Consider the following 25887-nt stretch of genomic DNA (forward strand, 5'->3'; position numbering starts at 1 on the left):
AACTTCATAAGCCGGTGTGGCGGAATTGGCAGACGCGCGCGACTCAAAATCGTGAGGGAAACCGTGGAGGTTCGAGTCCTCTCACCGGCATGTATTTCGGGATGTAGCTCAGCTTGGTAGAGCACCTGGTTTGGGACCAGGGGGTCGCATGTTCAAATCGTGTCATCCCGATTCAAAAGGAAAGTCGCTGGAAGAAGCGGCTTTTTTTGTTGTATTTGTTGTCTTTTTTTGTATAAATCAGTAATCGTCAGGCCACACTAACACAAAAAGTGGGACGGAAGGGATTACTGTGAAGCGATTAAGCTGGAAAAAACAAATTAAACGACGCTGGAAGCAGTGGAGAAGAACGGTGTGGGCCTGTACTATTTTTGGATCGGCTTGTTTGCTGGCAGGTTTCGGTATTCTGTTTTCACGTCATATGCAAACTATGCTGTCACAGCCCCTCGCTACTACCGTTATGGCGGACGTTGATACGAAGGAGCCTTCACACACGAGTTCGGCTGAAGTGCATTCCTCGCAGGTGCAGGTATTGCAAAGTATCCGTGCTTCGGGCATCGGTAGGAAGACTCATTTGTTAACCACCTATGTGTGTGGCACAGAGACGCTTTCCTTGGGAACGTTAAGTTCGCAGCAGTTAGAGAGCTTGCTGAAGCAGCATCCCGATTGGAAGGGACGGTTAAATACGAGAGGCGAGGTGTGGCTGGAGCGTAAGGTGGAGGATTTGTCGGAGTTATGCAAACAGCATGCCTACATGGGTATGAGTATGGATGGACAACTTACTTTGTTTGAAGGGCCGCCTAAAAAAGAAAAAGTAATTCGGACTTTCTTTCAGCTGGATGTGGGATCAATGGAGACGGCTCTGCCCGAGGGAGTGTATGAGCAGCTCCAGCAGGGAATCCGTGTGCAGGATATGAACGAATACAACAGTGTGATCTCTACTTTTAGTGATTTTGCAGTGGAGCGAACACAGCGGGTATTGAAGCAGCAATATTGATTACATGCAAGAAAGAGGCGTATAGGCTTTGCCCGGAGGGTGAGGCGTATAACGTCTCTTTTTTGTGCTGAACTTAGAGTTAAACTTTTTACTCTATTAGATGCAAAGTTTTGTTATAATGAAATGAACGACACATATGTTCGCTTTGTTTAGCATTTGGCAATGATTATGGTTTTGATATTAAATCTTTGATGGCTAGTTAACGCCGTATTTTGGCGATAGGGGAGAGATTTTTTTGCGTTTTCTAGGAATTGATCCGGGTATTGCAATTGTGGGCTTTGGATTTGTGGACAAGATCGGCAGTAAGGTGGTTCCTGTTCAATATGGCTGTATCCAGACGGAGGCCCATACACCGGAAGAAGAGCGATTGCTTCATGTATATGAAGGCATGCTGCAATTGATTGATAAATATAAACCTGATGCGGTAGCGCTGGAGAAGCTTTTTTTTAATCGTAATGTAACAACTGCAATGTCTGTGAGTCAGGCGCGTGGTGTGCTGGTGCTGGCTGCGAAACAACGTGGTTTGCCTATAGGGGAATATACGCCTATGCAGGTTAAACAGGCTATTGTAGGGTATGGAAAGGCTGAGAAGAAGCAGGTACAGGAAATGGTAAGAATGTTTCTGAAGCTTCAAGTCGTGCCCAAACCGGATGATGTGGCGGATGCTTTGGCAGTGGCTATTTGTCATGCGCATTCATATGGACTAAATTCAAAATTAAATGAGGTATTGCGAAAATGATAGATTTCTTGCGTGGTTCTGTGGCTCACTTGGAAAATGAATATGTCGTTTTGGATGTGCAAGGGGTCGGGTATCGGGTATTTTGTCCGAACCCTTATGCCTTTGCCAAAACGGAAGGGCCGATTGTCATCTATATTCATCATCATGTAAGGGACGATGCTACTTTACTGTTCGGGTTTGCGACTCGTGAGGAACAACAGTTGTTCCGTAAGCTGATTGATGTATCCGGAATTGGGCCGCGTGTGGCGCTTGGTATTTTGGGAGGCGGTACGCCTACCCATGTGGTAACGGCAATCTATCAAGAGAACATCGCGTTTCTCACCAAACTGCCGGGCATCGGTAAAAAGACGGCGCAACGCATGATTCTGGATTTGAAGGACAAGCTGGACGGCATCGGCTCAGTCGGGATTGCGACCGGATTGTTTGCGGAGCCTGTCGTGGAGGAAGGCGAGGGTTCCTATTGGAGCGAGGCACGAGAAGCACTTAAGGCGCTGGGCTACACAGATGCGGAGCTGGATAAGGTATGGAGCAGAATGAAGAAAGACGCGAAACCTGATGAATCTGCTGATATTTTAATGAAAAGAGCTTTGCAACTGTTGTTTGCCGGATAGGACGACGATGTCCATTAAAAGAAGTCTGGTGAAAAGGAGGAGCGATGGAAAATGGATGACCGGATTATTTCCGCCAATTTGATGATGGAAGACCAGACGGCGGAGCTAAGCCTTCGCCCCCGTTATCTGAACGAATATATCGGGCAAAATCAAGTGAAAGAAAATTTGAAAATATATATTGAAGCGGCCAAGATGCGTAAAGAGGCGCTGGATCATGTGCTACTGTACGGTCCGCCCGGATTAGGAAAAACGACGCTCGCCAATATTATCGCCAACGAGTTGGGCGTTAATTTACGCACGACCTCAGGCCCGGCAATTGAAAGACCCGGAGATTTGGCAGCGTTGCTGACAAATCTTCAAGAGGGCGATGTTTTGTTCATTGACGAGATACATCGCCTGCACCGTACGGTGGAAGAAGTCATGTATCCGGCAATGGAGGATTTTGCGCTGGACATTATGATTGGTAAAGGCCCGAGTGCGCGTTCAGTCCGTCTGGATTTGCCGCCCTTTACGCTTATCGGGGCTACTACGCGCGCTGGGCTGCTTTCTGCGCCGTTGCGTGACCGATTTGGTGTCATTAGTCGGTTGGAGTTCTATACGACAGACGAGCTGGCCTACATCGTATCAAGGAACGCGGATATTATGGAGATTGAGATTGTCGGGGATGCAGCTGAAGAAATCGCATTGCGTTCACGGGGGACGCCACGGATTGCGAATCGGCTGTTAAAAAGGGTGCGTGATTTTGCCCAAGTTGCCGGAGACGGTATTATTCATTCAGAGTTGGCCGCAGAGGCGTTAAAGAGACTGCAAATTGATCCGCGCGGACTGGATGAAATTGATCATAAAATGCTTAAGGCGATGATTCATTCATTCCGTGGCGGGCCTGTGGGATTGGATACAATTGCAGCGACCATTGGTGAAGAAAGCCAGACGATCGAGGACGTGTATGAGCCATATTTGTTGCAAATCGGCCTTCTGCAAAGAACGCCACGGGGACGGATGGTGACTCCGGCGGCTTATGCTCACCTCGGAATTCCCATGCCAACGGATTCAAGGTGAGCAGGGAGTGTATATTTTTATCACATGAGAACAGGCAGTAGCGGCTCATACACAGAAAAATGTAGCTGAGATTAGTTCTTAACGTGATTACACGACTATGATAAATATGATATTACAGCACGGATGGTATGGAGAAAGAGAGTGCGTGAATTAAGATTTGGGCGGGTTCAAGTTTAGGCGTATTTCGCCGATGTATTAAAAGGGACAGGTTTGAGTCAAGTTCCCGCCAAATCATGCAGTATGCGTGCTATGACAGCCAGAAATGGGGGAGCCAGAAATGAGTGAAAAAGCGTTGAATCAAAGCACAATTTTCGGCACATGGGCGGGTCGGGCCAAACGGGCAACAGCGGCTATAGTATTAGCTGTAGTTTGCCTGCCTTGGTCTCCGACTGTTCACGCCGCTACTGCCCAAGAGGATATTCGTGTAGTGATCTTTGCGGATCTGGGCAGCAAATATAAAGCGACTGTACCCGCTGTAACCTTGAAATCATCAGGGGGCCTGAGTGTCGGACAAAACAGTGGGGGGAGCTTTCAGTCTTGGACAGGACTTCCAGACAGTACGGCCCGTTTTAGCGTAGACAGCTATCGGGTAAAGGTACTGGAAGGAAATGAAGCGGCTGCGATAAAAGCAGCTCAAGCATTGCAAAAGACGAATGATAAACCGATGGTTTTTATTGGCTCGAAAAACGGTAGCTCTGTCTATCAGGTGTATGCAGGAATATATGCGACTGAACAGGTAGCGCAGGCTGCTGTACAGCGTATTTCTACTGCAACCGGAGCACAGGCCGAAGTTACGGGGAACAAGCATTGGTCTACGGGAAACTACGGAAGCGAACAAGAGGCTAATCTCGTTCGGACGACGATTGCTGCCGCAGGTTTTGATGCTTTTACCGTCATTCAATCGAGAGGTCAATATGCTGTGTGGGTCGGAGAAGAGAGTAATGACAGCAAGTTGTCCGCTTTGAAAACAGAACTGGAAAGCAAGCAACCGCGACTTACGCTCTCTAAAGTCAACGCTACTCAAACCGGACTGATTGTGAGACAGGAAGCAGGAGTAACGACAGGCTCTCAGGTGATGACTCATTATGTGCTGAGTGGTTCTGATAATAGCAAGGTTATGGTCAACGGAGGCAGTGATGGAATTCAAGTGATCGAGAGATCACAGCGTACATATCGTGGCGACATGGAAATTGGCATGACGTCAGGACAACTGGCACTTGTTAACGAAGTGCCGTTGGAGCAGTATTTGTATTCTGTGGTAGGAGCTGAAGTCTATTCCTCGTGGTCGGCTGAAGCGCTCAAGGCTCAAGCGGTGGCGGCTCGCAGCTATGCGCTTGCCCAAGGCAATCGTTTTCAGATCGGGAACGTGGTGGATGGAACGTTAAGCCAGGCTTATAACGGCAAAGGCTCGGAGCATGCGAATGTTAGCGAGGCCGTAGATGCAACCGCTGGTGAAGTGATTAAAAGTGGTGGCAAGGTGGTCGAAGCTGTATTTTCGTCCAATGCGGGCGGTGTTACAGCGGATGCTTCCGAGGTGTGGAACAGTGGCGGTGAATCGTTTGCCAGCGTAGATAGCTCAGGAGATACTTCGGCGCAAAAAGGAGCACAGGAGTGGTATCACGTGCTTCTCTCCAGCGGAAAGACAGGCTATATCCGTGAGGATAACGTTAAGGAACTGGAGGGAGTCACAGAGGCGGGGCTAGACAAAGTTACCGTGACTGCTGAAAATACCAATGTGCGTTCCATTCCTCAAATTCAATCAACCGTGGCAGCAGTAGCCAAGGTACAGCCCGGTGAAGAGATGATTGTATTGGAAAAGGTACCTCAATCCGGAGACTACGCATGGGTACGGGGGCCCTTTACGGCCGCTCAGCTTGTAAAATCCCTGCAAGGGAAAGTAACGGGCACAATACCGTCCTCTATTGACCATCTCGATGTCACCAAACGTGGTCCGTCCGGGCGTGTGCTGGAGGTTGAAGCGAATGGATCGCCTTTAAAGGTGAAATATCCTGATATGTATCGTTCAGCAATGGGCGGATTGCCGAGCACGCTGTTTGATATTGCGAGTACTGGCAGTTATACTGTATTAGGCGCTGATGGGGCTACTACTCATGTAAATGGTGCACAGGGGACTACAATCCTGTCGGCATCAGGGAGCAGCACTTCCAGCGGTAACGGGGTGATCGTCATGAATGAAGATCGTCATGCGCGCGTCATCGACAAAACGCAGAGCTTTATTTTTACAGGCAAAGGGAATGGTCACGGTTTGGGATTGTCACAATGGGGAGCCAACGGTTTGGCTGATCAGGGGTATGATTACAAGAGAATTTTGCAACACTATTATAAAAATGTGGATATAGTTAAGGACTGACCAATATATGAACGTAAACGACTACGATTTTGAATTACCTGAAACATTAATTGCACAGACACCTTTGCTTGATCGAAGTGCTTCGAGATTACTAACACTGAGCAAGGATAGCGGTGAAGTGGGCCATCATACATTTTCAGATGTTGTGCAGTATCTTCAGCCCGGCGATACACTGGTGCTAAATGATACGCGAGTGATTCCTGCACGCTTGTTCGGTATCAAGGAAGACACGGGAGCTAAGGCCGAGGTGTTACTGCTCAAGCAACTGGAGGGTGACCGATGGGAAGCATTGGTAAAACCCGGCAAGAAGTTGAAAAAGGGCGCGGTTATCGTTTTTGGTGATGAGCTGAAGGCGGTCATTGAGGAAGAAGGAGATATGGGCGGAAGAGTGCTCTCATTCTCATATGAAGGTATTTTTCAGGAGATATTGGATCGTCTTGGACAAATGCCGCTTCCACCGTATATCAAGGAGCAACTGGATGACCGTGAGCGTTATCAGACGGTTTATGCCCGGCATGAAGGCTCAGCCGCAGCTCCAACCGCAGGGTTGCATTTTACAGAGGAATTGCTAGATCAAATTAGAGAAAAGGGTGTTTCCATCACCTTTGTCACACTTCATGTCGGTTTAGGAACGTTCAGACCCATGTCTGTGGATACGATTGAAGAGCATGTGATGCATGAAGAATATTACTCATTGTCACAGGAAACGGCAGATGTGCTAAATGAAACCAAAGCGCGTGGCGGAAGAGTCGTGGCGGTGGGGACAACCAGTTGCCGGACGCTGGAGACGGTGGGCAATACATTCGGTGACGGATTATTACAGGCCAGCAGTGGCTGGACGCAGATTTTTATTTATCCAGGTTATGAATTCCGTGTGGTGGATGCGATGATTACAAATTTTCATTTGCCTAAATCCACATTGGTTATGCTGGTCAGTGCACTGGCGGGCAGGGAGAATATTATGCATGCTTACCAGGAGGCGATTGACCGGGAATATCGGTTTTTCAGCTTTGGGGACGCAATGTTCATTTATTAATTAAGGATGGTAGAGAAAATATGGAACCAGCAATAAGATACGAACATATTAAAACCTGCAAGCAGTCGGGAGCCCGCCTTGGGCGTGTGCATACACCTCACGGGGTTATTGAAACACCAACCTTTATGCCTGTAGGGACACAAGCTACAGTTAAAACGATGAGTCCTGAGGAACTGAAGGAAATGGATGCTCAAATTATTTTGAGTAATACGTACCATCTGTTTCTTCGTCCCGGTCATGATATTATTCGTGAAGCGGGTGGGCTGCACAAGTTTATGAACTGGGATCGTCCTATTTTAACGGACAGCGGCGGATTTCAAGTGTTTTCATTGAGTGAAATGCGTAAAATTACGGAGGAGGGCGTTCATTTCCGCTCTCATTTGAATGGAGATAAGCTGTTTCTTTCGCCGGAAGTGGCCATGGAAATTCAAAACTCGCTCGGCTCGGATATTATGATGGCCTTCGATGAATGTCCTCCTTTTCCTGCTGAATATGAGTATGTGAAAAAGTCGTTGGAACGCACCAGCCGTTGGGCTGAGCGCTGTCTGGAGGCACACGCGCGTCCTCATGATCAAGGGTTGTTTGCCATTGTTCAGGGGGGCATGCATGAAGATCTGCGCAAGCAGAGCGCGGCGGATTTGACTTCCATGGATTTCCCGGGGTATGCTATTGGTGGACTGAGCGTAGGTGAACCGAAGCATTTGATGTATGAAGTGCTGGATTATACGCTTCCTCTGCTTCCTACTAACAAGCCACGCTATTTGATGGGCGTAGGTTCACCGGATGCCTTGATTGAAGGCTCTATCCGTGGTGTGGATATGTTTGATTGCGTACTTCCAACACGAATTGCTCGCAATGGGACAACGATGACCAGCCAAGGTCGTCTTGTCGTTCGCAACGCCAAATATGCAAGAGATTTTAGCCCGCTTGATCCGGCTTGTGATTGCTATACCTGTCGTAATTATTCACGTGCTTACTTACGACACTTGATTAAAGCGGATGAAACCTTCGGGCTCCGACTGGCAACGTATCATAATTTGCATTTCTTAATTCAATTGATGCGCAATGTCAGACAAGCGATTATGGATGACAGGCTGCTTGATTTCCGCGATGAATTTTTTGAGCAGTACGGTCTTCATGATAATGATAAAGGCTTTTAAGTTTTAGGGGAGAGTATACGAAGGGGGATTTAACATGTTTCATTTTGCTACAGCTGCTGCAACCGGTGGAACTGGAGGACTTTTTCAAATGATCTGGCCACTGGCGTTGATGTTTGTAATCTTCTATTTCTTGTTGATTCGTCCGAATCAGAAAAAACAGAAGCAGCGTCAAACGATGCTTCAAGCCTTGAAAAAGGGCGATAAAGTCATTACGATCGGAGGTCTTCACGGTACGATTTTGGAGATTACGGATGATGTGGTTGTTTTGCGTGTGAATGATGTTACGAAGCTGACCTTTGATCGCAGCGCGATCAGCAATGCGATTGCAAAAGATACAGCTTCCGAGGAAGTTGTTTCCAAGTCATAGAATATTAGCATAACCATGCAAAAACCGAGCCTTTGAGAAGGGCTCGGTTTTTTGTGTTGTTTTGCCACATGCATTTTGATTATTTGCTCAGGTTAATCCCAAACATCCCGCCCCCTGCTCCAATGATAAAGGCAATTCCCAGATGCAAAAGATCTTTGGCGTTCATGCCTGCATCCAGTGCCAGAAAACCGACCAGCAGCACGATTAGCCCATACAGGATGCCTGTAATACCGCCTTGATACCAGCCTTTGTTCGTGGATCTTTTACCGGCGACGAAGCCGCCGGATACCATGGCGAATGCATGAACGATGTACGTATACAACGATAAATCCTGTTCCTGCATCTGTGTCAGCCACAAGAGTAGCGAAAGGATAAATGCGCCAAGCAGCATCCATGCAAAAGCATAAAACAAGCCGGATAAAATGGGATGGGCCAGACGAAACGAACACCAGCGGCGAATGAGCTCCATTGATAATTCCTCCTGTACCAAGGTTTGAACTATTATAATTCTATGGCCAAGCCTCCCGGCTTAGTACCAAGTCGTAAGCAGTCTTTGTCTTTATTTCAATAATTTAACCTTTTGTTTTCTGTATGGTTGATATGAGGAACGGTCAGAATACGTGTACAATGAACGGCAAATGTCTTGTCGCAAGTACAGGAGAGGAGGCGGACATGTTGGGTCACGATATTTTTGCACTTATATTTCGAACGTTTCTCATGTACTTTATTGTATTTCTGGTTATGCGCTTAATGGGTAAACGGGAGATCGGAAAATTGTCTGTTTTTGACCTCGTGATATCCATTATGATTGCGGAAATCGCTGTATTCAGTTTGGAAGATATAGAGCGTCCGTTGTATGGAGGGCTGATTCCTTTGGGCGTGTTGCTGATTTTGCAGATCGGTATTTCGTATTTCAGTCTAAAAAGTCGACGACTGCGGCTGCTGTTTGATGGTAAGCCCAGTGTGTTGTTTTCCAACGGACAGGTAAATAAGGAAGAAATGCTGAAGCAACGCTACAATTTAGATGATCTGCTGTTACAACTTCGGGAACAAAATATCGAAGGCTTGGACGATGTAGAATATGTTATTTTGGAAACGACAGGCAAGCTCACGGTCATACGTAAAGATGATGACGTTGGAGATAGTGAATCTGAAAAGCAGAAACCAAATTTAGAACAAACGAATTTAATAAACAACGATCAACAGGAGGATAAAGTCCATCCTTCGCCTCAAATCGGCGGGAAGTTTAGATATGAAGGCCTTCCCATTCCGTTGATTATGGATGGCAAGGTGCTGGATCGAAATTTGGAGCGTATGGATATGAACCGTTTTTGGCTTAAAAATCAGATTCAAGCTCAAGGGCATAAAGATTTTAAGGATGTTTTCTTGTGCTCGGTTAACCATAAAGGCGATGTATATATTACGCCGCCTGCCTTTGGGGAATCCTCGGATTAAGCCTGTTATGCCTTAAACCATCTTCTCAGGATGGGGATACGGTTGAGATTGTCCCAGTCAATCATTTTGGTCAGAGTCATCAGAAAAAGGTACAGAATAATGCCCAAGCCTGCGGCAAAAAGAAATTGCAGCGACATTTGATCGAAAACCGTTAGATGTCTGTAAGCATATAAGACCGCAGCTGCCATGATAATCATGCCCACACCGGTTTTCCAGAAATCAAGCAGCCGCACGCGAAACCGAAGCAATCTGCTTACACTGAAGCCATGCAGAAGCGTGACTATGGCACTGTTGATACAAATAGCGATGACTGCTCCATAGATACCGTATTGAGGCTGGGAAGCAAGCCAGACAATAAGCGCGATTTTGATAACGGCTCCGACAAAGGTATTGAATAAGGCACTTCCGGGACGATCCAGTGCCTGAAGTGCTGCCTGAAGCGGGGCCTGAATGTACATAAAAAGAGCAAAGGGAGCCATGAGCTTAAGCATGCCCGCAATGTCGCCATTATTGTAGAGTAGCAGGCACAGAGGCTCTGCCAATACGTACATAATGACGGCAAATGGGGCTCCTGCAACCAAAGCAAGTCGAAGTGATTGATGCAATCGCTTATGAATCGCTGTGATTTGTCCCTTGGCAGCAGCTTCGGATAAGGAAGGGACGAGGGAAACAGCCAGTGAACTGGTGAGAACACCGGGCAGTAATAACACTGGAATGACCATACCCTGCATGGCCCCGTATTGAGCGGTTGCCACTCCGGTGGCAATACCTGCTACGGCCAGACTGCGCATACATAGAATGGATTCAAGCAAATAGGACAACGACCCCACAAGTCTTCCGGCTGTTACGGGAACCGATATAGACAGAAGTCGTGACAACACAGACGGTTGTTTGGAATGAGCTGCTGAAGGTGAAGATACCTCCGGTTGTAGGGGTACATGATCTTTTCGCTGGTTCCATTTGTATTGCCCTAGAAGCACAATCATGCCGATGAGTTCACCCGCCAGTGCACCGAGCATCGCCCCTGCAGCAGCGTAGGCCACGCCATGCGGAAGGAGCAGGTAAGCAAACCAGATGACGCAAAAAATGCGCATGACAGTCTCGGCAATGGAGGAGCTTGCGGACGGAATCATATTTTGTTTCCCCTGAAAATAGCCTCTGTACGCAGAGGAAACAGCAACAATGACAATCATTGGACTCATGCTGACAAATGTATAATATACACGGCTGTCTGTCAGCAGGTGGCTTGTAATCCAAGGGGCAAATAGAAGACAGAGCGCCATGGCAAGCAGGCTGAGTGTAACAGTGAAGCGCAGGCTGGTGTGCAAAATACGCCGTGACATTTCGGGTTGACCCGCAGTTTCAGACTCGGCTACCAGCTTGGCTACGGCAAGCGGTATGCCCCCGGGAATAAGGGTTACCAGCACGATAAAAAAGGGATACCCCTGTTGGTACAAGCCGACTCCTTCGGGACCGATAATACGCGGGAGCGCGATTCGCGGAATAAAACCCAGCAGCCGATTGATAATTCCAGCTGCTAATAAAATAATTGCTCCATGGATGAATGTCTGCTTTTTCAATCGCAACTCCCTCTTCCCCAAAAATGAATTCCGCGTCTATGTGTTACTGTAAAAGATATGCCGGACCTGTCCATGTTCATGACAAGCTTTTCCGACTGAAAGCAGAGGGATCAGGACAACAAGAGGGGGAGTGGTGAATTCTGCTATTGACGATCGAAATGAATGCATATATTGTTGGTTTACGGCTATTTTCGACGAAAAAGAAGGGTTTTCCAGGATCAGGGCAGAAATGTTCTATAAAGCAGTCAATAACCCCGCTAATTGCTGATCTGCGGAACCGGAGTCGCTGGGAGGAGGAACGGCCATCGTGGGTATGGAAGAGCTGGATGAGCAGGATTGGGATGACGCAATTGAGATGCTGTGTCAAAGCAAGGCGGACGAGTTGATTCTCGTAGGCTATGAGCATGTCACAAGCAAGGACGTGTGGAATTGCGTCAGTCATAAATATGAAAAGGAGGGTATTCCTCCGCTGCACAAGCTCGTTAACGATATACTTTCCCTTAAAGCGACGAGCTTTATGAACTATTTGACAATGTCCGCATTACGGGGCTCCACTTTCGAATAGAAGGGGGTCTTTTTTTGCGTTCAAATTGACTGCTTTTTGAGGGGTAGCTATAATAGGAATATTGAGAATGAAAGGGGAACATGGGACGGAATGAAGAGAATTCTAAGTTTCATCGTGGTCGTGCTCATAACCACTGGTGTTATGGTCGGGACAAGCCCGGGCCTGCTGAACAGTTTAAAACTAGGCCTCGATTTAAAGGGAGGCTTTGAAATCTTATATGAAGCCCAGCCTTTGGAAGCCGGGCAGAGTGTAACCAGCCAGTCTCTTATACAAACAGCTCAAAGTCTGGAGAGACGGATAAACGCGCTTGGTACAACTGAGCCGGAAGTAACAACGGAGGGTACCAACCGTATTCGTGTACGGCTTGCTGGTGTCTCCAATGAAGCAGAAGTCCGCTCCATGCTGAAAAAGCCTGCCGAGTTGACCTTCCGCAGTGCAACGGCAGCGGATGCCAAAAAGCCGGGCCAATACAGCAAAATTGAGCTTCGCGGTAATGATTTTGTGGAGAATGGTGCTGTTGTCGGCTTCGACCAGCTGAATCAGCCTGAAATTAGTATCAAAGTAAAAGACAAAGCCAAATTTGCAGAGATTACAAAGCGACTTCTTAATAAAGAATTAGCTATTTTCCTGGATCAGGAATTGCTGTCTGCACCTACTGTACGTGGAGAATTGACGGATGGTAGCGCATCAATCACAGGTAACTACACTCGTGATGAAGCGAACAAGCTGGCGGATACGATTAATCTGGGTGCTCTTCCGCTCAAACTGACGGAAAAATATTCTCAGAGTGTAGGTGCTACGCTGGGTCAACTGTCACTGGATCAAACGATCCGTGCCGGCTTGATTGGTTCGATCATTATTCTGGTATTCATGATTTTGATGTTCCGTGTACCGGGCCTGGTTGCCAGCTTCTGTCTCATCGTTCATACCTGGCTGGTGCTTGCCATCTTCTACTTAGGCGGGTTTGTACTCACGCTTCCGGGTATCGCAGCGTTTGTGCTGGGGATCGGGATGGCGGTCGATGCCAATATCATTACGTATGAGCGGATTAAAGAAGAAATCAAGACAGGTAAAACGATTCGTTCTTCTGTCATCGCAGGTAGTAAGGCCTCGTTCCGTACCGTTATGGATGCCAATATTACGACTATTATAGCGGCTGCTGTTATGTTCGGTCTGGGAACAGGCTCGGTTAGAGGTTTCGCTCTGGTGCTCATGGTTGATATTGTCACCAGTATTTTAACGAACATCTTCTTCTCCCGTTTCTTGCTCAATCTGCTGGTTAAAGCGGATGCTGTGAAGAAGCCCAAGTATTTTGGTGTGAAGGAGAGTGATATCAGTGCGCTATAATTGGGACTTTAAATATATCAAGATGAGCAAGTGGTTTTACACGTTCTCGATTATTATCACGCTGCTTGGTATTTTGAGCTTGTCGATTTTTGGTTTGAATTACGGTGTTGATTTCCGTTCCGGTTCCAATGTGGATGTCAATCTGACCAAAACAGTTACACAGGAACAGATTCAAACTTTGCTGGACAAGAAGGGTATCGGCAAAGAGGTGGATTATACGCCGGGTAAAGAGCGCTTTGGTATCCGCTTTTCGCAGGTGTTGACGGATCAGCAAGTAAATGATTTTAAAACATCTTTCAATAAAGAGCTTGATCCAAAGGCTTCCTTTGAGGTTAATACGGTGGATACGGAAATGGCGCAAGAGCTGGAGCGAAATGCAATATGGGCGATTTTGTTAGCCTGTGTGGCCATTGCTGCTTATATCTCGATCCGGTTTGAATGGCGGTTTGCCATCGCAGCCATTGTTTCGCTGTTGCATGATGCCTTTCTCGTTATCAGTATTTTCTCGATCTTCCGACTTGAGGTGGATTTGACCTTTATTACAGCAATTCTGACGATTGTCGGCTTCTCCATCAATGACACCGTCGTTATTTTTGACCGCATTCGGGAAAATTTACGATTTGCGAAGAAGAAGTCCAGGGACGACTTGGAGCAGGTGGTCGATCACAGTATTGCACAGACAATGACTCGTTCACTTGCAACGGTGTTTACTGTGTTTATTGCCTCCTTGTGCTTGTTCATTTTTGGCGGCGAGTCGATTCGGATGTTCTCGCTTGCGATGGTTATCGGTTTGTTGTTTGGTGCTTATTCTTCCATCTTCATTGCCAGCCCGCTGTGGGTGGCCTTGAAAGGAAAACAAAAGTCTCCGGCAGCTGGCGGTGGTGCGGCCAAGACTGCAAAGTCTTAAAATTACGCTTGACATCAGCAGTATGAATTAAAGAGAAAGCCGCGTCTGTATGGGCGCGGTTTTCTAAGGTTTGGAGAATTTGAAATGGAGCATTACCGGGGAATTGTCAGTTCAGGATTGAGGGGGATACGTTGTGAATAGCGAACGCAGCCGATCATTGGAAACTGCGGCGTGGAGCGGGATTATAGGTAATCTTGCACTGGCTGTTCTAAAGGGAACCGTCGGTTATGCGGCAAACAGCAAGGCGTTGATGGGGGATGCGCTGCACACGGCTGCGGATAGTGCTTCTCGTTTGCAGGAGCTTTTGTTCTCCAAAGGTGCAGCAGAGCATGGTATACTGGCACGGTTGCGGAACGGTGAAAAAGTCCGGACGGTCATATCGGTGGTACTGGCTATATTGGTGCTGATGAGTGGTCTTCAGCTGGGCATATTGGCTGTTCGCTCTTTAAGCAGCCCAGAGCCGCAGGCTCCAGGTCTGTATGCGCTCATTACCGCCTTCGCTGCTTTGGTGCTGAGAGAGGCGCTATTTCAGTTTCAATACCGCTACTCCATTAAACACGGTCATAAGGCCGAAGCAGATTTGTACGCTAATCATGAACGGTACTCGCTTTATGCGTCACTGATTGCACTGATCGGTATGATTGGGGCAATGACAGGCGAAGCGATGGAGTGGCCTGCATTATTATATCTTGACCCGACCGCTGCGCTGCTGGTAGCCTGTCTGGTGTTGCGTAAAGGATATCTGATGGTACTGAATACCGCCTATCCGGCTCCTGCACAACCTCTGCGTGAGGAAGACTCACAACGCTTCATGGAGACGATTCAGCGGGTGCATGGTATCGTAACAGTTGAGCATCTGCATGCGCAGGAAGCAGGTCTTTTTATAACTGTGGATGTAACCATTAGCGTGAATCCCCGGATTACGGTGCAAGAAGCGCAGGAAATTGCTGATCGGGCAAAAAATCTGCTACTGGCGCGGTTTCCGCAGGTGACCCATGTACAGATGCAGTTCGTTTCTTATCAAGCCGGGTATCCTTACAAGTCTAATCATGAACTACCGGATAATGATGTGTCGTCCCTGCTGCAATAATGGCAGGACGACTATGAAAGAAAGGTGAATAGGATTGCTTCATTCGCAGTACCGATGGAAGACCCCAGAGGTTAACATGGAAGCGGCTCAGCCGTTGACGGAAGAGTTGGGGATTTCACCATTGTTGTCCCGGCTTTTAGTGAATCGGGGTGTCACTACGGCCGGGGAAGCAAACCGCTTTTTGTACGGAAGTGCAGACGACATACACGACCCTTTTCTGCTCCTGGGCATGAAAGAGGCAGTGCCGAGAATCCGTCAGGCGCTGGAGCGTGGCGAACACATATTAATTTATGGTGATTATGATGCGGACGGGGTATCCAGTACGTCATTGATGATTCAGCTTATGCGCTTCCTGAAAGCTTCGTATGATATTTATATTCCGCACCGATCCAATGAGGGATATGGACTGCACAATCATGCCCTTGATTGGGCTAATCAGCAAGGGGTTACGCTGGTCATTACGGTGGATACGGGAATTAGTGCAGTAGAGCAAATCGCTTATGCGGCAACCCTGGGCATAGATGTTATTGTAACTGACCATCACGAGCCTCCCGCTGTGCTGCCTGAAGCGTATACACTGATCAATCCGAAGCTGCCCGGCTGCCCCTACCCATTTAAGGGCCTTGCTGGTGTTGGTGTGGCTCTAAAGCTGGCACAGGCGCTGCTGGGTGAAGTTCCCGAGGAATGGTTTGAAATTGCTGCTATTGGTACGGTAGCCGATCTAATGCCGTTACATGGTGAGAACCGGACGATGGTACGTAGAGGGATTCAGTCTATGAGAAGCTCTGCGTTTCCGGGTATCCGGGCATTGCTTGGTGTAGCGGGCGTGGATATGTCTACAGTGACCTCTGTCAACATCGCATTTGCCTTGGCTCCGCGGATTAATGCCAGCGGACGCCTGGATCATGCCGGGCGGGCGGTCTCCCTTTTGACGACAGAGCAGGAGGAAGAAGCAGATCAGCTCGCGCATGCGCTGGATTTGCTCAATCGGGAGCGTCAGCAAGTAGTTGAGCGTATTGTGGAGCAAGCCGAGCAGCAGTTGGCAGCCAAGCTGAATGGAGGCACGCTGCCGTCTGTAATCGTATTGGCTGGTGAAGGCTGGAACGTGGGTGTCGTGGGGATTGTGGCATCCAAGCTGCTGGATCGCTATTATCGTCCAACCATTATTCTTGGCATAGATGCAGAAACAGGTATGTGCAAAGGGTCGGCCCGTTCTATTCCAGCCTTGGACATTTACAGTGCTCTGACAGACAGTCATGATCTCATGGAGCACTTTGGCGGTCATCCTTCGGCTGCGGGTATGACGCTGTCTCGCGACAATCTGGCATCGTTTGAGGAACGGTTAAATCGCTATGCTGCTTCCATTCTGACGCCAGACAATCTCGTTCCTGTAGCCGAGGCAGATATGGTTTGTCGTCTGGACGAGGTATCTGTACAGGTGGTTGAAGAACTGGAGTTACTTCAACCCTTTGGTATGGGGAACCCTTCTCCACGTTTCGTGTTACAGGGTCTTCAATTGCGTGAGGCCCGTAAAATGGGGCGTGAGAAGAATCATGTGAAGTTGCTATTGGAACAGAACGGATTATCGCTGGATGCGATTGCCTTCCGACGTGGCGATCTGGCTGATTTTTTGCAGCAGCAAACCGAGCTTGATCTGCTGGGGGAGCTGTCTATTAATGAATGGAACGGTAAACGCTCCCTCCAGCTGATGATGCAGGATATCCGTGTACAGGCTCCGCAAATTTTTGATTATCGGGGAGTATCGGACCCTTTTGCCGAGCTGGAGCGGGGGCTTAAGATCTTTCATCCTCGTATAGAAGAACGAAAAAATGACGTTGCGGTTGTGATGCATCCGTCGTCCAGGCTTCGTCCGTCTCGTCCAGTGAACGCCGGATCCATATGGGTATATGATAAGGAGGGCGGCGTTACTCCCGGTGATGGCCGAAGGGATGCGCAACACTCTGTAAAGTCACTGTTCGTGTTGGAGCCACCGGCTACACCGGAGCAGTTGCAGGCATTGTGGTCTACGTTTGAAGATGTAGAGAATGTGTTTCTCCTTCATTCGGTCAGTGAACGAGGCGGTCGGCTCGTCAGCCCGGACAGGGAGCTGTTCAAGCGTATTTACGTTGTGCTTTCCCAAATGGGGACGAAGCTTGTGGATGAAAAAGCGATGCTGCCCACTCTTAGCCGCCAATGCTCTTGCTCAGTGCGGATGCTATCTAAAGTACTGGACATTTTCGAGGAGCTTGAGTTTATAACGCGTACAGAAGAGCGATTCTGTTTTGTGTCCAATCCGCCCAAGCGGGATTTAACAGCTTCTCCACGTTATCAGGAATTGCATGATATGGCTGAAATGGAACGTTATTTGCTGGATGCGGATACAACCCAGATGACAAGCTGGATTATGTCGCTTATGAAGGGCGCGTCTTGAGGCATAGCCTCAAAGCTGATGATGTAGGATGGATATACTAATTAGAAGTTACAGTAGGAGGAACTAAGTTGGACTACAAAGAATATATTCGGGTGATTCCCGATTTTCCACAACCAGGGATTAGTTTTAAGGACATTACGACCCTGATGAAAAATGGAGAACTGTACCGCAAGGCAATCAATGATATGAAGGAACTGGTATCGGATTTGAAAATTGATCTGATTGCAGGTCCCGAAGCACGTGGATTCGTTGTAGGTGCGCCTCTGGCTTATGCACTTGGTGTTGGTTTTATTCCCATCCGTAAAAGCGGCAAGCTGCCTGGTGAGACTATCGAGGAAGCATACGGTTTGGAATACGGCAAGGACATGCTGGCTATGCATAAAGATGCAATTGAGCCGGGACAAAAGGTTTTGATTGCGGATGATTTGCTTGCTACAGGCGGAACCATTGCTACATCAGTGAATTTGGTACGTCAGCTTGGTGGAAATGTGGTAGGGGCTGCTTTTCTTATAGAGCTGTCTGATCTAAATGGACGGGCGAAATTGCCTGACGTAGATGTGTTTACGCTGATTACGTACTAAGCGTCTAAAGCCGGGGAGTTTCCCGGGAAATATTTGAGCATGAATAACCTAAATAGCTCGATGGAACTTCTCTTTTCTTAAAGAGTTGCTCCATCGGGCTATTTTTATTTAGGTATGTTTTTGGTTGGAGATGTAACTCACATGAACTTTCAATTCATTTACGAAAATCGTTATGAAAAAATGGGTCATTTGTATGAACAAGAGCTGGCATTGAATAATATGACCTATGGTCTGGGTGTTTTTTTCGCCAAGGATGCGTATGAGCCTGATGCAACATATCGATCCAATTATGTGTAGAGAGATGGGAACGGTCCGAGCGGCAACTGAAAGTGTTGGAAGGTCTGGATAGCTCAGCCAAGTCGCTTACAGGCGTTTCTGATATGCTCAAGCAGGTGGTATCCCGTTTTCGTGTGTGATATTGTTTGAAAATACAGGCAGTATGATAAAAAAATCGCCGCTCTCCATATGCTGTGGTCAACACGTTTTGCCGTTTGGCAGATTGTGTTCATTCGCAGCACATGGAGTCGGCGATTTTTAATATAATGAGACAGGCATCAATCCGGTATTTTTTCTGTCAAGGGTTCCTGAGTTTTATCATTGGACCAGCCAAGAACTTCAATCAGCTTGAAGAACAGGCTAAGGATAATGCCAATAATCGTAGCCAGTGCCATACCTTTCAGGGTGACAGCACCCCAAGTGAGTGTAGCACCGCTGATTCCAACAACAAGTACGACCGTAGCAAGCAGCATGTTAGTCGGCTTGGCAAAATCAACTTTTTGCTCCACAAAGATTCTTAGACCGGAGGCCGCAATGACACCGAACAGCAGCAAGGATACTCCACCCATGACCGGAGCCGGTATATTGGAAACAATCGCCGAGAAGGTGCCTGAGAAGGACAGCAGGATGGCAATGACAGCCGCTCCGCCAATGACCCATACAGAGTACACTTTCGTTAAAGCCATGACTCCGATATTTTCACCATAGGTTGTATTGGGCGTCGAGCCGACAAAGCCGGAAAAGATAGTGGAGATACCGTTACCCAGCAGCGAACGATGCAGGCCGGGATCTTTGGACAGCTCGCGTCCGACAATGTTGCTGGTCACAAGCAAATGCCCGATATGCTCCACGATAACCACCAGAGCGACTGGAAGAATCGTCAGCATAGCTGAGGTGTTAAATACTGGAGTAGTAATTGCAGGGTGTCCGAAAAAAGGAGCGTCCGCAATTGCTTGCGTATTTACCATGCCCATAAAATAAGCGAGCACATAACCCACCACGATACCGATCAGAATATGAATGATTTTGGCAAAACCGCGAAACAGTACGGCTCCCAGAACAGTGACACCGAGTGTAACAAGGGAAAGGGTAATGGTTTTGGGATCCGAGGTCCAGGCTCTGGTTGGATCGGCATTGATAATGCCTGCCATGCCAGCTGCAACGGGAACCAGCTCCAGACCAATCAGGGCCACGATGGAGCCCATGACAGCCGGTGGGAATACAACGTCCAGCCACCGAGTTCCGGCATATTTGATCACCAGCGCAACGAGGCAGAAAATAATACCTGTAACAATGAAAGCGCCGAGGGCCATGGCATAGCCATTGCCACCAGGGTTATTTTTAAGCACGAGACTAACTGGAGCGATAAAAGCGAAGCTGGAGCCGAGATAGGCGGGAATTTTGCCACGGCAGATCCAGATGTACAGCAATGTGCCAATTCCGTTCATTAGCAAAATCATGCCGGGATCGACACCAAAGATATTCGGTACCAGCACGGTACTGCCAAACATGGCAAACAAATGCTGTACGCTGAGCAGGAACCCGGGTCCTGCCGGAAGCTTTTCATTAACTTGAATTTCGCGTTGCAACGCAGTTCACTCCTTAGTTCTTTCAATTATTCTTATATACATTAATTACTTTTCGTATTTTTTTCAATATAATTCGTTTCATTTCGTCAACAATCCTGATTTCATTGACCTATATGTGTCGGAATGACACGACAATGCCAAACCTGTAACAGTTGACGTGTGACGTGGTAACCGTCATAATTGTAGGAAATCACTTTTAAAAGGGAACCTTTGCGCGACATTGATCGGCGGGTTCCATTTTGCATAGAAAGGACACGGAATAGAGCAGAATGGGGATAGAGCAATTACTTAAAAAGGCTGGGGCCTATACCAGAGAAGCAGATCTTATCCGCATCAGGGAAGCCTACGATTTTGCTGAGCAGGCCCATTCCGGCCAGACTCGCAAGTCCGGTGAACCTTATATTCTGCATCCGCTTGCGGTTGCTGATATCGTCGTTAATATGCAGATGGATACCATCTCCATTATCGCCGCTCTTTTACATGACGTTGTGGAGGATACAACGGTGTCTTTGGCGCAGATTCGTGAGCATTTTGGCGATACATGTGCGATGCTTGTCGATGGTCTGACGAAGCTGGAGCGTATCCAGTTCCGTTCCAAGGAAGAACAACAGAACGAAAATTATCGAAAAATGTTTATTGCCATGGCACAGGACATTCGCGTCATTGTCATCAAGTTGGCGGATCGTCTGCATAACATGCGCACCTTGAAATACCAGTCCGAGGAAAGCCAGCGCCGGATCGCTTATGAAACGCTGGAAATTTTCTGTCCGATCGCGAACAGACTAGGTATTTCCGCGATTAAATGGGAAATGGAAGATATTGCTCTGCGCTATCTGAATCCTCAGCAATATTATCGCATCGCCAATTTGATGCACAAGAAGCGGGCAGAGCGGGAGCAGTTTATTGATAACGTTATAGAACGCATCGCTGAGAAGCTGGTAGAGATGGGCATTCAGGCCGATCTATCCGGGCGTCCCAAGCATATTTACAGTGTGTTTAAAAAAATGACGACGAAAAACAAGCAATTCAATGAAATATATGATTTGCTGGCGATTCGGATCATTGTGGATAACATTAAGGACTGCTATGCCACACTGGGCATTATCCATACATTGTGGAAGCCGATGCCGGGACGGTTTAAAGACTATATCGCCATGCCTAAGGCCAACATGTACCAGTCCCTTCATACGACAGTAGTAGGTCCGAACGGCGAACCAACCGAGGTACAGATTCGCACGGTGGATATGCACCGTACTGCTGAATTCGGGATCGCGGCTCACTGGGCCTACAAAGAAGGCAACGGGTCGAATAATACCAATTTTGAGGATAAAATCACCTTTTTTCGCGAAATTCTGGAGCTGCAAAATGAGGCGAAGGACGCGTCGGAATTTGTGGAATCGCTCAAAATGGACTTTTTCTCTGACCTTGTTTTTGTATTTACACCAAAAGGTGAGGTTATTGAGCTGCCAGCCGGATCGGTTCCGCTGGACTTTGCTTTCCGTATCCATACGGAAGTCGGGAACCGCACAATTGGCTCCAAGGTAAACGGAAGAATTGTGCCGCTGGACTACCGGCTTAAAACTGGCGATATCGTCGAAATTATGACGTCCAAGCATTCTTATGGACCTAGTCAGGACTGGCTCAAAATTGCTCAGTCCTCTCACGCACGCAGTAAAATCAAGCAATGGTTTAAGAAGGAAAAGCGTGAGGAAAATGTCGAAAAAGGCCGTGAGAATCTGGAACGCGAGCTGAGAAAACGCGATATAGAGCCTTCGGTATGGTTGAGCGACGACAAGCTTCAGGAAGTTGCGCAGAAGTTTTCTTTTAACGATATTGAGGATATGCTGTCTGCGATCGGTTTTGGTGGGATTACAGCAGCGCAGATCTGCACACGTCTGACAGAAAAGCTGCGCCGGGAGCAAGAAGAGGCGCGACTGATTGAGTTGACGTCTGAGGTCAAGGAATATAAACCGCAGGGCGAACGGAAAAAAACACCGACCAATGGTGTCAGCGTCAGAGGCGTCGACAATTTGCTCGTACGTTTTGCACGATGTTGTAATCCCGTGCCGGGAGACGACATCATCGGTTATGTAACACGTGGACGCGGGGTATCTGTTCACCGCACGGATTGTCCTAATATCCCTTCGGGTACGGGCGAAGATCAGGCGCGTGTGATTGAGGTTGAGTGGGAAGAAGCCGCAGAAGTAAATTACAGCGTCGATATTGAGATTACGGGTCATGATCGTAACGGCTTGTTGAACGAGGTACTACAGGCTATTTCCGAAAATAAAACCAGCTTCTCAGCCGTTACAGGCCGTACGGACAAAAATAAAATGGCGATGATCCACATTACGATACTCATTCGCAATACGGATCATTTACATTCTGTTGTAGAGCGGATTAAACGGGTGAAAGATGTGTACACCGTTCACCGGATTATGCAATAACCCTTGTGGACGTGAAAATAGGTTTACAGCCTTTGTAACGCAGTTTGGGTATAAAGACCCGTTATGTCGCTAAAAGAGACGTGACCCGCCCGTAGGTGGCTTTTACAGGGCAAGGATAAAGGAGACAGCGGACAGGCGATGAAGATTATTATTCAACGCTGTAAAGACGCTCAGGTAACGGTTAATCAGAAGGTGGTCGGCAAGATCGGAGCCGGATTAATGCTGCTGGTCGGTATTGGTCAGGGAGATACGGCGGCTGATTCCGTTTATTTGGCGGACAAAACAGCGGGATTACGTATTTTTGAGGATGCTGAAGGTAAAATGAACGAAAGTGTGCTGGATGTCGGCGGGGCCATATTGTCCGTCTCTCAGTTTACGCTGTATGGTGACTGCCGCAAGGGTAGAAGACCGAATTTCATGGGCGCTGCTAAGCCTGAGGAAGCAGAGAAGCTGTACGATTTTTTCAACAGTCAGCTGCGAGCAAAGGGCCTGGAGGTCGAGACGGGGATTTTCGGGGCTATGATGGATGTGTCATTGACGAACTGGGGACCGGTGACGCTGATTCTGGATAGCGAACGGTCGTAGGTGAAGCTAAGTAGCATAAAATGACCGTTCAGGGGTACGATAAGGTCATCTCCGCTGGTGTTTAGCCAGGCGGGTAGCCTTAAGGGTGACAGGAGAGACGAAGCCATGCGTCAAACCCCAAAAGTGGACGGTTATCGAACCGCTGCACTTCTTTTTCCCGGTAGTATTCAGGAGTCAACCAGCCTCACTCGTGAGAGTGACACGTTATTACAGCATGTCGCAGTAGCTATGGACAAGCCGGGTCGTGGTGCTTTGCCGCGCAGGTAGGGAAGGAGCCGAAAGGCTTCTTTTTCTTTTTCGCGTGTGTTGCGTAATAAAAAAGATGTATCATGAATAATAAAGTTTTATCGTGAATAAAAAAAGATGTATCATGAGGCTACGAACATCCGTTCTACGGGTGTCGTAGTCTCTTTTTCTGTTTCGGAGGTGTCGTATGTCAAAGCGGGCAACAGGCTGGACTGAAGACAAGATCGCAAAATATCTCAAAGAAGGCAAAGGGCAAGGTGAAGGCAAGCACTACAAGCCTTGGCTCAGCATTCAAGACGTACCCTCTTCTGGTCGCTCACATCGATCAAGGGGAGCAAGACTGATCGAATTCACCATCTTCTATCGGATCTGGAACGTGACTACTTTTACCTCTTAGAGTGGGCGGACGAAGTGATCGATGTACGTGAGCAGTTTCCTTTGAACCGAGAGTTGACGTTGCAAATCGCTGACCAGAAACAGATTCGGCATCCGCTGGATAGTTCCACACAGACTCCTATTGTCATGACGACCGACTTCATGATTACGATCCGTCGAGACGCTCAGGTTCTGCATTTTGCGAGAACCGTGAAACCATCGGACCATCTAAATACTCCACGTACAATTGAAAAATTCGAAATAGAGCGAGAGTATTGGGTGCAACGGAACGTAGATTGGGGAATTGTAACCGATCAGGATCTTCCTTCAAACGTATGTCGCAATATTGCGTTCTTTCATACCTTTGTCCACACAGACGAAAACACGAAACTGGTTGCTTATGAGCTGCTCGAATACCTAACAACTACCAATTATAGAACCCTTACGGAAGCTCTTAGTGACTTCGAACTATACAGTGGTTTGGAGAGAGGGGAAGCCTTTACTGCGTTTAAGCATCTCGCGGCCTCGAAAAAGGTTCAGTTTGATATGTCAGCCAAGTTCTCCAAGAGTATCAAGATCGCAGATCTCACCATGAATACACCAGCAAAATCACAACTGAGGAGAGTCACATGATCATATCCGTCAACGAATTGTTACAAGACCTCCACACCGAACAAGTCTATCGAGTGCTATGGGTTGATTCCGAGCACGAGTATTGTTTTGTAATCAACATAGAGGACGAAAAGGATGTGCCTACTGAGAGAAAGGTGCAGTACCTTATTGATGAGATCGTCACGGGAGGGATGGCGAAGTCCAAGGACGATCCATATTTGGCGATTAGTATTCGAGAGATTCCGGACTCACATAAAGAGCGTCGAGACAGTGCTTGGAGGATCATCGGACCATTGGTGGAGCAAGAGCCAGACATTTATGGCAAAGACAAGCGAGGCCCTCTTGTTCAAAAAGCAATGGAACTCCATAAAGTCACCCATAGAACGATTTACAAGTACCTGAAAAGTATTGGCAAAGGGGAAAAAAACCCAATGCTTTATTGCCCGATTATCATAAGTCTGGTGGCAAGGGGAAGGGAAAAAGTGTTGGTTCTGCAAAACGTGGCCGCCCCCCGATCTATGGGACGGAAGGAATTAATATCGATGAAGCCACAAAAAAACTCTTCCGTACCGCCATCGAAAAGTATTTCCTTACCACGAAGAAAAACAATCTCCGAGAAGCCTACAAGATGATGATCAAGGAGTTCTACTCAGAAGGCGTCTACTTTGAAAACAAACGGGAACGAATTGTCATTGCAGATCAGAGCAAGTTGCCTACAATGACGCAGTTTCGGTATTGGTACCAGAAGGAACATGGTGTTGAGACAACCATGGTCGCACGTATTGGATGCCGAAAGTTTGAGAAGGATCACCGAGCTGTGCTGGGGTCTTCAACCTTTGAAGCGGTCGGACCCGGTTCACGGTTCCAAATCGATGCGACCGTTGCGGATGTGTATTTGATTTCCCGATACAATCCTGATTGGATCATTGGGCGACCTGTCCTCTATCTGGTGATCGATGTTTACAGCAGAATGATCGTTGGCATGTATGTTGGTTTAGAAGGTCCATCCTGGATGGGAGCCATGATGGCACTGTCAAACGCAGCATCTGACAAAACCGTTTATTGCGCTCATCATGGGATAGAGATCCCTAAAACTGTGTGGCCGTGCGAACACCTTCCTGAAGTCCTGCTAGCTGACCGTGGAGAATTAGAAGGCTACAATGTCGAACGATTGATCAACGCATTTAACCTGCATGTAGAGAATGGTGCTTCTTATCGCGCCGATTGGAAAGGGGTCGTGGAGAAACAGTTCGATATTGTGCAAAAGAAAGTAAAGCCATTTTTGCCGGGCTATGTAGACAAGGATTTTCAGGAACGTGGGGCCCGCGATTATCGTTTGGACGCAAAACTGACATTGGAGCAGTTCACGCAGATCATGATCAAGCAGATTCTCAAGTACAACACGTCCCACTACTTGGAGTCCTACACCTGAGATGAAGATATGATACGAGATGGCATAGAGCC

The 25887-nt window shown here is 47.7% G+C and carries 26 protein-coding genes and 2 tRNA genes; 25 read left to right on the top strand and 3 right to left on the bottom strand.

The genetic code is table 11. The annotated features are described in order from the left end of the window. Nucleotides 1-10: 10 nt before the first annotated feature. The 10 genes from L696_RS0100430 (at nt 11) to yajC (ending at nt 8337) form a co-directional block, all read left to right on the top strand. Nucleotides 11-90: transfer RNA gene (locus tag L696_RS0100430), tRNA-Leu, on the top strand. 7 nt (nt 91-97) lie between these two features. After that, a tRNA-Pro gene (locus L696_RS0100435) sits at nt 98-171 on the top strand. A 118-nt stretch (nt 172-289) separates the two neighbouring features. Then, on the top strand, nt 290-994 hold the full coding sequence (locus tag L696_RS0100440; protein WP_025681890.1) for a BofC C-terminal domain-containing protein: 705 nt from the start codon (nt 290-292) through the stop codon (nt 992-994). Nucleotides 995-1229: 235 nt separating this feature from the next. After that, entirely contained in the window at nt 1230-1733 is a 504-nt protein-coding gene (ruvC, locus tag L696_RS0100445; protein ID WP_014282985.1) for a crossover junction endodeoxyribonuclease RuvC, read from the top strand. Continuing rightward, on the top strand, nt 1730-2344 hold the full coding sequence (gene ruvA / locus L696_RS0100450; RefSeq protein ID WP_025681891.1) for a Holliday junction branch migration protein RuvA: 615 nt from the start codon (nt 1730-1732) through the stop codon (nt 2342-2344). The genes ruvC and ruvA overlap by 4 nt, the downstream gene beginning before the upstream one ends. A 51-nt stretch (nt 2345-2395) precedes the next feature. After that, a complete protein-coding gene (ruvB, locus tag L696_RS0100455; protein ID WP_025681892.1) occupies nt 2396-3403 on the top strand; it encodes a Holliday junction branch migration DNA helicase RuvB in 1008 nt (335 codons plus the stop codon). A gap of 277 nt (nt 3404-3680) precedes the next feature. Beyond that, nucleotides 3681-5774 (top strand): SpoIID/LytB domain-containing protein, encoded by a 2094-nt coding sequence (locus L696_RS0100460; protein ID WP_025681893.1) that lies wholly within the window; start codon nt 3681-3683, stop codon nt 5772-5774. Between the two features lie 7 nt (nt 5775-5781). Next, nucleotides 5782-6810 (top strand): tRNA preQ1(34) S-adenosylmethionine ribosyltransferase-isomerase QueA, encoded by a 1029-nt coding sequence (queA, locus tag L696_RS0100465; protein WP_025681894.1) that lies wholly within the window; start codon nt 5782-5784, stop codon nt 6808-6810. A gap of 20 nt (nt 6811-6830) precedes the next feature. Beyond that, on the top strand, nt 6831-7970 hold the full coding sequence (gene tgt / locus L696_RS0100470) for a tRNA guanosine(34) transglycosylase Tgt (RefSeq protein ID WP_025681895.1): 1140 nt from the start codon (nt 6831-6833) through the stop codon (nt 7968-7970). 34 nt (nt 7971-8004) lie between these two features. Further along, nucleotides 8005-8337 carry a preprotein translocase subunit YajC gene (gene yajC / locus L696_RS0100475; protein WP_025681896.1) on the top strand — a complete coding sequence of 111 codons (333 nt, stop codon included), beginning with the start codon at nt 8005-8007 and terminating at the stop codon, nt 8335-8337. A 79-nt stretch (nt 8338-8416) separates the two neighbouring features. Here the strand turns inward: yajC and L696_RS0100480 are convergent, their stop codons facing one another. Continuing rightward, entirely contained in the window at nt 8417-8806 is a 390-nt protein-coding gene (locus L696_RS0100480; protein WP_025681897.1) for a TIGR04086 family membrane protein, read from the bottom strand. Between the two features lie 206 nt (nt 8807-9012). Here L696_RS0100480 and L696_RS0100485 point away from each other — a divergent pair, with 206 nt between their 5' ends. Beyond that, nucleotides 9013-9792 (top strand): YetF domain-containing protein, encoded by a 780-nt coding sequence (locus tag L696_RS0100485; RefSeq protein ID WP_025681898.1) that lies wholly within the window; start codon nt 9013-9015, stop codon nt 9790-9792. Nucleotides 9793-9797: 5 nt separating this feature from the next. Here the strand turns inward: L696_RS0100485 and spoVB are convergent, their stop codons facing one another. Next, nucleotides 9798-11372, bottom strand: a complete 1575-nt coding sequence (gene spoVB / locus L696_RS0100490) for a stage V sporulation protein B (protein WP_025681899.1) — start codon at nt 11370-11372, stop codon at nt 9798-9800. A 307-nt stretch (nt 11373-11679) separates the two neighbouring features. Here spoVB and L696_RS0100495 point away from each other — a divergent pair, with 307 nt between their 5' ends. The 7 genes from L696_RS0100495 to L696_RS30115 all read left to right on the top strand — a co-directional run bounded on the left by L696_RS0100495 (nt 11680) and on the right by L696_RS30115 (nt 18590). After that, nucleotides 11680-11937, top strand: coding sequence for a post-transcriptional regulator (locus tag L696_RS0100495; protein WP_013311570.1), 258 nt, complete (start codon nt 11680-11682; stop codon nt 11935-11937). A gap of 90 nt (nt 11938-12027) precedes the next feature. Then, complete coding sequence (gene secD, locus L696_RS28030; protein ID WP_049827226.1) at nt 12028-13284, top strand: protein translocase subunit SecD; 1257 nt, start codon at nt 12028-12030, stop codon at nt 13282-13284. Further along, nucleotides 13274-14191 carry a protein translocase subunit SecF gene (gene secF, locus L696_RS28035; protein WP_049827227.1) on the top strand — a complete coding sequence of 306 codons (918 nt, stop codon included), beginning with the start codon at nt 13274-13276 and terminating at the stop codon, nt 14189-14191. The genes secD and secF overlap by 11 nt, the downstream gene beginning before the upstream one ends. 133 nt (nt 14192-14324) lie before the next feature. After that, nucleotides 14325-15281, top strand: a complete 957-nt coding sequence (locus tag L696_RS0100505) for a cation diffusion facilitator family transporter (protein ID WP_025681900.1) — start codon at nt 14325-14327, stop codon at nt 15279-15281. A 34-nt stretch (nt 15282-15315) separates the two neighbouring features. Beyond that, a complete protein-coding gene (recJ, locus tag L696_RS0100510) occupies nt 15316-17712 on the top strand; it encodes a single-stranded-DNA-specific exonuclease RecJ (RefSeq protein ID WP_025681901.1) in 2397 nt (798 codons plus the stop codon). Nucleotides 17713-17780: 68 nt separating this feature from the next. Next, nucleotides 17781-18293, top strand: coding sequence for an adenine phosphoribosyltransferase (locus L696_RS0100515; RefSeq protein ID WP_025681902.1), 513 nt, complete (start codon nt 17781-17783; stop codon nt 18291-18293). A 141-nt stretch (nt 18294-18434) separates the two neighbouring features. After that, a complete protein-coding gene (locus L696_RS30115) occupies nt 18435-18590 on the top strand; it encodes a hypothetical protein (RefSeq protein ID WP_155985277.1) in 156 nt (51 codons plus the stop codon). Nucleotides 18591-18847: 257 nt separating this feature from the next. Here L696_RS30115 and uraA read toward each other — a convergent pair whose 3' ends face one another. Further along, nucleotides 18848-20158 carry a uracil permease gene (gene uraA, locus L696_RS0100525; protein WP_025681903.1) on the bottom strand — a complete coding sequence of 437 codons (1311 nt, stop codon included), beginning with the start codon at nt 20156-20158 and terminating at the stop codon, nt 18848-18850. Nucleotides 20159-20427: 269 nt separating this feature from the next. Between uraA and L696_RS0100530 the strand changes: the two genes are divergently transcribed. From L696_RS0100530 to L696_RS28045, 7 genes are all read left to right on the top strand, one after another. After that, a complete protein-coding gene (locus L696_RS0100530) occupies nt 20428-22605 on the top strand; it encodes a RelA/SpoT family protein (protein ID WP_025681904.1) in 2178 nt (725 codons plus the stop codon). Between the two features lie 138 nt (nt 22606-22743). Next, nucleotides 22744-23190 (top strand): D-aminoacyl-tRNA deacylase, encoded by a 447-nt coding sequence (dtd, locus tag L696_RS0100535; protein WP_025681905.1) that lies wholly within the window; start codon nt 22744-22746, stop codon nt 23188-23190. A gap of 105 nt (nt 23191-23295) precedes the next feature. Beyond that, the gene (locus L696_RS31095) at nt 23296-23457 is read left to right on the top strand and encodes a hypothetical protein (RefSeq protein WP_162833900.1); all 162 of its coding nucleotides are present in this window, start codon (nt 23296-23298) and stop codon (nt 23455-23457) included. A gap of 166 nt (nt 23458-23623) precedes the next feature. Further along, nucleotides 23624-23833, top strand: coding sequence for a hypothetical protein (locus L696_RS31650; protein ID WP_245233256.1), 210 nt, complete (start codon nt 23624-23626; stop codon nt 23831-23833). 14 nt (nt 23834-23847) lie between these two features. Beyond that, a complete protein-coding gene (locus L696_RS31655; RefSeq protein ID WP_245233257.1) occupies nt 23848-24444 on the top strand; it encodes a TnsA endonuclease N-terminal domain-containing protein in 597 nt (198 codons plus the stop codon). Next, a complete protein-coding gene (locus tag L696_RS28040; RefSeq protein WP_049827229.1) occupies nt 24441-25055 on the top strand; it encodes a hypothetical protein in 615 nt (204 codons plus the stop codon). The genes L696_RS31655 and L696_RS28040 overlap by 4 nt, the downstream gene beginning before the upstream one ends. Continuing rightward, entirely contained in the window at nt 25055-25855 is an 801-nt protein-coding gene (locus tag L696_RS28045; protein WP_209440918.1) for a DDE-type integrase/transposase/recombinase, read from the top strand. Before L696_RS28040 ends, L696_RS28045 begins: the two co-directional genes overlap by 1 nt. Nucleotides 25856-25887: the final 32 nt, after the last annotated feature.

It is taken from the genome of Paenibacillus maysiensis, from assembly GCF_000520815.1.
Lineage (GTDB): Bacteria > Bacillota > Bacilli > Paenibacillales > Paenibacillaceae > Paenibacillus > Paenibacillus maysiensis.